This window comes from Janthinobacterium sp. AD80 (assembly GCF_002878455.1).
GTDB lineage: Bacteria > Pseudomonadota > Gammaproteobacteria > Burkholderiales > Burkholderiaceae_D > Janthinobacterium.
This window is the reverse complement of sequence record NZ_NRDQ01000110.1, coordinates 19,457-27,966: the sequence shown is the minus strand read 5'-3', so window position 1 is coordinate 27,966 and position 8,510 is coordinate 19,457. Positions and strand designations below refer to the sequence as shown.

General features: G+C 65.8%; 11 protein-coding genes. All 11 read right to left on the bottom strand.

Annotation, left to right across the window (positions count from 1 at the left end; all coding sequences use genetic code 11):
- Positions 1–609, bottom strand: a 609-nt coding sequence (locus JaAD80_RS19780; RefSeq protein ID WP_180979495.1) for a pilus assembly protein N-terminal domain-containing protein, incomplete at its 3' end; no start/stop codon positions are given.
- Between the two features lie 22 nt (positions 610–631).
- Positions 632–1,480, bottom strand: a complete 849-nt coding sequence (gene cpaB / locus JaAD80_RS19775) for a Flp pilus assembly protein CpaB (RefSeq protein ID WP_102296548.1) — start codon at positions 1,478–1,480, stop codon at positions 632–634.
- Positions 1,477–2,820: an ATP-binding protein gene (locus JaAD80_RS19770; RefSeq protein ID WP_219726856.1), complete on the bottom strand. Its 1,344-nt coding sequence runs from the start codon at positions 2,818–2,820 to the stop codon at positions 1,477–1,479. Before JaAD80_RS19770 ends, cpaB begins: the two co-directional genes overlap by 4 nt.
- A gap of 33 nt (positions 2,821–2,853) precedes the next feature.
- Positions 2,854–3,474: an isoprenylcysteine carboxylmethyltransferase family protein gene (locus tag JaAD80_RS19765; protein WP_180979494.1), complete on the bottom strand. Its 621-nt coding sequence runs from the start codon at positions 3,472–3,474 to the stop codon at positions 2,854–2,856.
- A 40-nt stretch (positions 3,475–3,514) separates the two neighbouring features.
- On the bottom strand, positions 3,515–4,102 hold the full coding sequence (locus JaAD80_RS19760) for a prepilin peptidase (RefSeq protein WP_219726855.1): 588 nt from the start codon (positions 4,100–4,102) through the stop codon (positions 3,515–3,517).
- Entirely contained in the window at positions 4,099–5,169 is a 1,071-nt protein-coding gene (locus tag JaAD80_RS19755; protein ID WP_102296545.1) for a phosphatase PAP2 family protein, read from the bottom strand. Before JaAD80_RS19755 ends, JaAD80_RS19760 begins: the two co-directional genes overlap by 4 nt.
- On the bottom strand, positions 5,166–5,339 hold the full coding sequence (locus JaAD80_RS31590; protein ID WP_258003096.1) for a Flp family type IVb pilin: 174 nt from the start codon (positions 5,337–5,339) through the stop codon (positions 5,166–5,168). The genes JaAD80_RS19755 and JaAD80_RS31590 overlap by 4 nt, the downstream gene beginning before the upstream one ends.
- 95 nt (positions 5,340–5,434) lie before the next feature.
- The gene (locus JaAD80_RS19745) at positions 5,435–5,608 is read right to left on the bottom strand and encodes a Flp family type IVb pilin (protein WP_102296553.1); all 174 of its coding nucleotides are present in this window, start codon (positions 5,606–5,608) and stop codon (positions 5,435–5,437) included.
- 84 nt (positions 5,609–5,692) lie between these two features.
- The gene (locus JaAD80_RS30795; RefSeq protein ID WP_180979493.1) at positions 5,693–5,839 is read right to left on the bottom strand and encodes a hypothetical protein; all 147 of its coding nucleotides are present in this window, start codon (positions 5,837–5,839) and stop codon (positions 5,693–5,695) included.
- Positions 5,840–6,098: 259 nt separating this feature from the next.
- Complete coding sequence (locus tag JaAD80_RS19740; protein ID WP_102296541.1) at positions 6,099–6,797, bottom strand: response regulator transcription factor; 699 nt, start codon at positions 6,795–6,797, stop codon at positions 6,099–6,101.
- Positions 6,794–8,461, bottom strand: coding sequence for a sensor histidine kinase (locus JaAD80_RS19735; RefSeq protein WP_180979492.1), 1,668 nt, complete (start codon positions 8,459–8,461; stop codon positions 6,794–6,796). Before JaAD80_RS19735 ends, JaAD80_RS19740 begins: the two co-directional genes overlap by 4 nt.
- Positions 8,462–8,510: the final 49 nt, after the last annotated feature.

The following is an 8,510-nucleotide window of genomic DNA, read 5'->3' as shown; positions in this document are numbered from 1 at the left end:
GCTGCGGGCGCCGCGCTGCACATAGGCGTTCGCCAGCGACATCACCTGGTCGGCCTTGACGGCGTCGCTGACCATGCCCGAGACGATCAGGGTGTCGCCGGCCACGGTGACCTTGACGTCTTTTTCATTCGGCAGCAGTTCGGCCAGGCGCGCCTGCAGGCTGCTGCTGTCGATGCCGACGGCCAGGTCGACGATGGTGGCATCGTTGGCCTTGTTCCAGAGGATCAGGTTGGTGGTGCCGACGGAACGGCCCAGCAGATACACTTCGGTCGGATTGAGCAGGATGACATCGGCGATGCGCGGGTCGCCGACCGACATGCGGCTGGCGGCAAACGGCAGGCGCATCAGGGTCGACTTGCCTTCGGCCAGGTGCATCTGCGGCGCCATCTCCGTGCGGCCGGCACGCATCTCGCCTTGCGCCGGCGTGCTCCGGGGACGGCTGGTGACGCGGCTGCCGGCCTTGCTGGCGCCCGTCTCGGCGGCAGCGGTGGCAACGGCGGTGGCGGCGACGGGTTCGCTGCGGGCCTGGGGCGCCAGGGCGCCGATCATGGCAAGGGCAAGCGCGAGGCTGAGTACCCGGCTTCCGCTTGCGGTGCAATTTGTGCTCATGGCATGGCTCCTCTGGTGCAGGTTAGAATTGTTGGGAGCTGCGTTCCAGCCCCTTGATGACATCGATGCGTGGACCGGCTTGTGGCGCAGGCGCCGCGGCGGGACGGCGGCGCGGGATCGGCTTGGCCTGCACCATGGCGGCGGGGGCGGCAATGGCGATTTTTTCATCGAGCAGGGTGCTCTTGGTGGCGCCTTCCGTGTTGACGGGCTTGTCCTCGATCTGGTTGCGCAGCACCAGCGACAGGGTGCCCACGCTGCGTGCCAGGTCGAGTTTTTCCGCCTGGTCCGGCGTCAGCTCCAGGGTCACGGCATTGACGACCTTGGGCTTGGTATCGTCGCGGCTCGATTCCTGGGCGATGGCCAGCACGAGGATGCGTTCGAGCACGATCTTGGAAATATTCGGGTCGCGGTCCGGCGTCTTGTGCGCGCCTTCCCCCTGAGTGTTGACGAGGATGTCGACAAAGTTGCCCGGCAGGGCGAAGCCGGCCACCCCCACCACATCGTTGACGCGCACGGTCATGGCGCGCTTGCCCTCGGCGACGACGGCCGACAGGCCGCCCTGGGTGCCCGGTGGCGCCAGCTTGCCTTCCATGATCGGTTCGCCGTGCTGGATGCTGGTGCGCGTGACGCGCGTTTCCAGCAGTTTCGGATCGTTGATGGCGCCCGGCGGCAGCGCGTTCGATGGCCAGTCGACCATGCGCACCATGTCGGGCGTCAGGCGCGCGCCCAGGCTGATGTCGACCTGGGCCACGGCCACCTTGTTGATGTTGCCCGATGCTTGGGCATTGATCCAGCGCGCGGCCACGATGACCGCGGCGAACGCCAGGATGACCGCAATGGCCATCATCGTCAGAGCGCGTGCGTTTCTCATTTTGCTTCCCCTTTGTGCTGGACCGTTGCCGATCCGGTGTGTGTGCTTGCCAGGATGTCGTCGCTGCCGAAATAGTTGTTCCAGGCCCACTGCAGCACTTCGGGCGTGAGCTGCGCGGGCAAATCGTCATAGCGCGCCTTGTCGCAGATCTGCGCCAGGATGTCGCGCGGATAGCAGGCGAGCAGCGGCCGCTTGTGGAGGTCGTGCAGGTGCAGCAAACAGGCGTAGGCGGATTCATCGAAATTGATGCCCAGCTGCGCGCAGGTGCTGCGGAACACGGCCAGGTAGTGGTAGGCGCTCAGCGGGCCCACATGGATCTTGTAGCCGATGCGGCGCAGGAAGGAATCGTCGGCCAGCTCCTGCGGCGCCAGGTTCGAGGAAAACACCACGATCACGTCGAAGGGCACGGCGAACTTGTAGCCGGTGTGCAGCGACAGGAAATCGATGTGGCGCGCCATCGGCACGATCCAGCGGTTCATCAGTTCGCCGGGCGAGCAGCGCTGGCGGCCCAGGTCGTCGATGATGAAGATGCCGTTGTTGGCCTTCAGGTGGGGCGGCGCCTGATACAGGCGGGCGCCCGGATCGAACTGCAGGTCCAGCATGTCGAGCGTCAGTTCGCCACCCGTCAGGACGGCGGGACGCAGCGCGCGCACCCAGCGCGGGTCGGCCGGCGGCGTGTCGCCCGACAGGGTGTGCAGCATGGGGTCGAGGAAGGGCAGCACCTCGCCATCGACCATCACGGCGTGCGGCAGGGCGATGGCGCCGCTGAGCAGGCCGTTCAGGCGTTCGGCCAGGTAGCTCTTGCCGCTGCCGGCCGGGCCATGGAAGAACAGGGCACGCCCGGAATTCATGGCCGCGCCCAGCTGGTCGAGTACCGCCGTGCTGGCCACCACGTCGCGAAATTCACGCATCACCCGTTCGCGCGTGACATGCATGTGCGCCACGCTTTGCGCCAGCACCTGGTTGCTGTAGTCGGCCAGGTTGACGGGGGCAGGTCCGCTGTAGGCATTGCGGCGCAGGTAGTCGGCGGCGCGCAGGCGGCCCTGGTCGCCCAGCTGGTAGGACAGGTCGGCGTCGGTGCCGCTGCTGCCGTCGCGGCGCGCTTCGCAGAGTTTTTCGGCGCGCATGAAGGTCAGCAGCGGCTCGAGCACGTTGGCGCCCAGCTTCACGTGGCTCGACAGGGCGGGCAGGGTGATCTGGCCGCGCAGGAACATGATCTTGACCAGCAGTTCGACCAGGAAAAGGAAGGGCAGTCCCGTTTCGGCGACGCTGCGCGGGGCGCGCCTGGCGGCCGGTTCGACGCCGCCGCCGTCGCTGCGTTCTGGATAGGTATCAGGCATGATCTGTGCTCCTGTTCTGGTGCGGTGCGGATGTCAGAAAATGAAAGGCAGCAAGCGGTATTTCACTTGCCGCATGTAGACGCGGTAGCGCACGTCGGTCGACAGGAAGCGCTCTTCGCGCAGCAGGCGCATCACCATCATGCTCATCGTCGCGACGTAGATGATGGCGTTGGCGATCGAGGTATTCGACAGCAGGTAGCCGCTCAGGGAAATCAGGTAGCTGGCATACAGCGGATGGCGTATCACGCGGTAGACGCCGCCCGTCTTGATGTCGCGCTGCGCCGCCACCAGGCCGAAGCTGCGGTTCAGCGACAGCAGGCCGGCGATCTGCAGCAGGCTGCCGACGGCCAGCAGGTAGCGCGCACCGGGCCAGATGGCCACGTCGGCAGGGGCCAGCAGGAACGGGGCGAAGGTGGCGCCGATGGCCAGCAGCCAGTCGCCCGCATCGGTGGAGACGCTGACGGGGGCCGAGCGCACGATGAAGAACAGCGCGCCCAGGGATTCTGCGGCGCAGAACAGCAAATAGCTCCAGTCGCCGCTGTGCAGGTAGCCCACCACGTGGGCACTGGCAAAGAAGGCCCACAGGCAGGCCATGGACATGCTGGTGAAGAGGCTGGCGAGCCGCGATTGGCAGAGGGTGGCGATGGTGTTCATGGTCAGGTCCTGGGGTGGCTGGTGGTCGGAGCGGCGCGTTTCAGCGCACGCTCCACAGTTGGTGGTAATGCAGGAACAGCTGCAGCAATGTGCCGCTGGCGATGGCAAAGGCATACGCCAGCTTGCCGGTGGCCGGTGGCGGTTCGGCGATCGTGGCGGCGCCGCCGGCCAGGCTGTGCAGCAGGGCGCCCAGCATCATGTGATAGGTGTTTTTCAGCACCTGGCGCAGGCGGTGTCCCACCAGCGCGGCGGCCAGGGCCAGCACGCCGCCGCACAGGAAGGTCAGCAGGGCCGCTTCGAGCACGGCGTCGGGTCCCAGGAAAGCGCCGCACATGGCCATCAGCTTGACGTCACCGGCGCCCAGGGCGCGCAGCAGGTACATGGGCAGCAGCAAAGCCAGTCCGGCGCCGGCGCCGGCCAGCGCCTGCAGCAGGCCCAGGCCGCCGAAGGAAGGATCGAACAGGCCGCTACCGGAGGGGATGAAGCTGTTCAGCGCCAGGCCTGTCAGCGTGCCCCACAGCACCAGCTGGTTGGGGATGCGGCGCGTGCGCAGGTCATGCCACAGCGCGCCACCCAGCAGGGCGGCCAGCACGGCCAGGCACAGCAGCATGGGCAGGTGGGCGCTCATGATGTCAGTCCTTCCTTGTTCATGCACGGCACGGTGGCCATGTGCATGGCCGGTGCCGCGGCATGGCTGCCCAGGGCGCGTCCCACCAGGTGCCAGACCAGCGCCGCGCCGGCCGCGCCGACATAGCCGTCGAGCGCATAGTGCCAGCCCAGGTGGATGGAGCCGAGCAGGATCAGCACGGCGAAGGCGGACAGGGCGATGCCGGCGGCGCGGCTGACGCGCCAGCCCATCATGGCCATCAGCACGGCCGTGGCGACATGCATGCTGGGCATGGCGGAGATGCCCAGTTCGCCATTCGCGCCCTTGCTTTGATAGCCTTGCCACAGCATGTCCTGCACCTGCAGGGCCCACACGGGAATGTGTGCGTTGGCGTCGCGCAGGTAGGCCATCAGCGGCGCATACGGGTCGCTGGCATGCAGGTGGCCGTAGTAGCAGGGGCCGACCGAAGCGAACAGCACGGCCATGATGCTGCCCAGCCCGATCCAGGTCAGCGCAAAGCTGAGCAGGAACTGCATGCGCAGCAGCGGGCGGCGGGTATCGAGGATGAGCCAGTACAGGATGGCGTAGAACAGGAAGAACCAGAAATGGTAGGCAAAGTTGAGCAGGGCCGTCACCAGCGGGTGGCCCAGCAGCGGCTGCAGGCGTTCCCACGGGGCCTTGCCGCCATGCAGGGCGATGTCCCAGGCGGACAGGCTGGCATCCCAGGTGTAGGCGTGCAGGCGCGGGATGGCGGCCTTGAAGACGGTGAAGCTGGAAGCGAAGACGGGAATGAGCAGCATGGCCGGCAGCGCGTGCAGCAGGCGCTCGTTGCTCAGGTAGCGGCGCAGGTCGTGGTACAGGTAATGGCACAGGCGGTGCGGGCGTTTCATCACCATGACGTGGATGGTGTAGCCGCACAGGATGAAGACGGGACCCGTGAGGATGGCGACGAGGAAGCCGGCCAGCACGTTGAGCATGTCCGAGGCGCTGGGCAGGCTGCCGGCCAGCAGCAGGGCGGCGGCGGCATACAGCAGCACGATCAGCAGCAGCAGGCGGTGGGTGCGCAGCGAGGCGCTCAGGGTGTTCATGACATGGCCAGGACGACCTGGTCCTTGACGTAGACAAACAGCAGCCTGACCTGGTCGCCGAGCAGGGTGATGGTGATCACCAGCACCGTGGCGATCAGGCCCGCCAGCAGCGCGTACTCGATCGCCGTGACGGCGGACTCGTCGGATAAACGGCGGAACAGGGATTTCACGATGGGCCTCGCTATGCGTTGGTCAAGGTGGGCGTGCCGGGATGGTGGAGAGCGGTAGTCCGGGCTGGCGCAGTGCCGGCCCGGACAGCACCGCATCAGCCATTGGCGGTGGTCAGCTTGGTGCCGATGGTGCTGAAGGTTTTTTTCAGCTGGGTACCGACGATGGTGACGGCGGCGATGATCACGACGGCGATCAGGGCGGCGATCAGGCCATATTCAATTGCGGTGACGCCATCTTCTTCGCGGATAAAGTTTTTGATGAGGTTCATGACAAACTCCTGGTGGTTGAGGTACTGCGATGGATGAAACGACATTGCTGCTTGGGTACTGCGCTGCGGTGCGGTGTCATGCCGTTACGGGCTCTCTCCCAGTGCCAGCAGTCCGATGATGCAAACTACCGCCATCAGTGCCGCCACCAGCGCATAGCGGTAGAACGTCGCCCTTTGCTTGCTCTGCAGGTAACTGGCCAGGGCAGCAGGAAGAAACTTATCTAAACGCATGCTGAGCTCCGTGTCGTGGTGGCCGCGGCGTGTGATCTGCTCTTCGGTAATTCCACTATAGAAGTGAAGACCTTGATCTACATCAGAAGAACCTCCTTTTTATACCGGGAGGATTTGCTTGTTTTTTTCGGGACAATTGTCATGGCCGGGTTCGGCAAGCGTGCGGATGCCCCGCCGTGGTGCGGCGGCGCAAGGGCTGGAGGGGCGGAAGGGGCAGGCGCGCGGCCTGGCGGGGAGGGACGGCGCCAGTGGCGCGCGGTCAGCTGCGGGGCAGCTCGCCCAGGTGGTGCTTGGTGGCGTAGGCGTACAGTTCCAGGCGGTTGTACACGCCCAGCTTGCGGTAGATCGAGGTCAGGTGGTTGCGCAGGGTGTGTTCTGAAATGAACAGCTGGTCGGCCAGCAGCTTGGCCGGCGTGCCGCTGCCATGCACGAGGGCGGCGATGATTTTTCTTTCCTTGAGGGTCAGGCTGGCCACGGCGGCGGCATGCGCCGAGCCGCCGCCCGGCTGGGTCAGCTGGGTCAGCATGCGGCCCAGCATGGCGTGTTCCAGCCACAGTTCGCCGTGGTAGACCTTCTCGATGGCTTTGAGCACCATTTCGGCCGGCGCATCCTTGCTGATGATGCCGCGCGCGCCTTTCAGGATGGCCTGGTCAAGAGTCGCCTGGTCGTGGCTGGCCGTCAGCACCAGGATGCGCGTGGCGCCGCGCTGCACCAGCGCCGGCAGGATGGCCAGCGAGCTGACGCCGCCCAGGTCGAGGTCGAGCACGATGACATCGGGTTCCAGCGCCGCTGCCTGGGCCAGCGCCTCGGCGCTGTCGGAGGCCGTGGCGACCACGCGCATGCCCGAGTGTTCGCCGCCGATCAGCCGTTCCAGGCCCCACAGCATGGTCTTGTGATCGTCGACCAGCAGCACGCGGATGGCGGTGCTGGCGCTGGGCTGGCGCTGGAGTTCGTTCATATGGGGATCTCTATTTCGACGGAGGTATTGCCCAGGGTGCTGTGGGTGACGCGGGCGACGCCACCCAGGGCGGCGGCCCGTTCGGCCAGCGAGTCGGGCAGGAAATCGGGCACGTGCGCGGCCGCGCATTCGTTGTCGATGCTGATGTGCAGCGCCCCCTGCACGCAGGTGAGCTTGACGGCGCCATGCCGGGCCGAGGTGTGCTTGCGGATATTGCTCATGCCTTCATTGACGATCTGGAACACTTCGGCGGCCAGGCGGTCATTGATATGCAGGTCGCCCTCGATTTGCACGGCGATGTCGATGCCATAGAATTCGCGGATCTGCGTGGCCTGGCGCCGCAGCGCGACCAGCAGTTCCGGCTCGCTTTGCACCTGGCCATTCTTGAAGGTGCGCGCATAGCTGCGCAGGTCGGCGATCACCTGGCCCGACATGATGATCAGCTTGTCGAGCTCGGGCAGCAGCGGGTTGCCCATGGTGGCCTCGTTGCGCAGGGCGGCCAGGCCGTGGCGCAGGCCGATATACGGTTGAATGGCCGTGTCGTGCAGGTCGCGCGCCATCTTTTCGCGCTCGCGCGAGGCCGCCTGCGAAGCGAGCCGGTCGAGCAGGTCGATGTTTTCAATCACGGGAAAGGCCTGTGCGCCGATATGGCTGAGGAACAGGGCGTCAGTCCTGCTCAGGCTGGTCGACGAGACGATATACAGCCGCCCCTTGCCATTGCGTAAAGGCAGCGGGGCGCTGATGAAGGCGTGCGCTTCGAGCAGCTCGGCCAGGCTGGCGCCGGCCGTGTCGTCCTGCTGCAGCCAGCGCCCGTTGTCGAGGTTGAGCAGTCGCGCGCCACCCAGCCAGCGCAGCCAGGCCCCCGGCGGCTGGTTGTACAGCACGATTTTATCGGGCGGGAAGGCCAGCAATGGGCTGGCCGCCTCGTCGCTGAGCAGCGAGCTGGTATGGATCACGCCCGATTCCGTCTGGATCACGCTGCGCAGCGACCAGATCCGCGTGCCCTTGTCCTGCATGATCAGCAGGCAGCTGCGGGCGTTGAAGTAGCTGCGGGTTTTTTCCAGCACCGAGGTGATGGTCTGGTCCACGCCGAAGCGGGGATTGGACAGCTGGCTGACATCGCGCAGCAGGGCCAGGTGGCTGCGCTGGGTAATGGCCGAGCCGCCCCAGTAGGCGATCATGTAGCCGAGCGCCAGCAAAAAGGTGGTGCGCAGCAGCATGCGTGACAATTCGGCATCTGTTTCGCCGAACAGCGCGGTGGCGGCGAACAGGCCGGCCGATGCCAGGGTGACGCGGGCGCCTTCCTCGAAGCCGCGCTGGAAAGACGAGATCAGGATGGCAAAGAAGAAAAACAGGAAGAACAGATTATTGTGGCTGCTGGTGGAAAACACGATCAGCGCATACCAGGCCACGTCCAGCCAGTACAGCAAGATGTCTTCCGGCAAGTTCAGGCCCAGCACGGCGAGCACGTAGAGCAGCAGGCTGTGCATGGTGTAGGCGGAAAAGATCAGCCAGGTGATCCTGCTCAGCCGGCCGGCGCTCTCGGGGTCGATGAACAGGGTCAGCAGGGTGGCGCTGGACAACAGCAGGCGCATGCCGTTCACCATGGTCGTATCCATGCCCGCACCTGGCAAGCCCGACTTGATGGGAGGATCGAGGTTCACAAGCACTCCTGGCCGTATCCTGCACGGGGGAACCATGCGCGGGGATAGA